This window comes from Vibrio sp. 10N.261.52.A1 (genome assembly GCF_002876325.1).
GTDB lineage: Bacteria > Pseudomonadota > Gammaproteobacteria > Enterobacterales > Vibrionaceae > Vibrio > Vibrio chagasii.
Window position 1 is genome coordinate 1 of sequence record NZ_MCYD01000761.1, and the last position, 416, is coordinate 416.

Sequence of the window (416 nt, forward strand, 5' to 3'; positions counted from 1 at the left end):
CCTTTCTTGTATCTACGATCCAACTATTTTCAATTTAGTTGTTCTTCAGCCACACATCTTGGTTTTGTGCTGCTTTCTTCTTTTTCTTCTTACCTGTGCCAGCAGGTGGTGCAACAGGTTTAAGCGCTGCAATCAGTTCAGCTACCGCTTCTGCATCGACTTCAAAGCCTTCGATTTGCTCACGCTCAAGACGAATCTTGTTCTTCTTCTCGATGATTTTGAAATGATGGTAGTCTTCGTGATCGATCAGAGATAGCGCTAAGCCAACCTCACCGGCACGACCACTTCGGCCAATACGGTGCATGTAATCTGATGGGCTACGCGGTAAATCAAAGTTGATAACAACAGGAAGCTTTTCGATATCCAGACCACGAGCTGCGATGTCAGTTGCGATCAGAACGTCGATTTCGCCAGAT

General features: G+C 45.7%; 1 protein-coding gene. It reads right to left on the bottom strand.

Translation table 11 applies throughout. The features are described 5' to 3' along the window. Positions 1 to 34: 34 nt before the first annotated feature. Positions 35 to 416 (bottom strand): C-terminal helicase domain-containing protein (locus tag BCT81_RS15735; protein WP_198596907.1); only part of this gene is annotated, 382 nt, incomplete at its 5' end.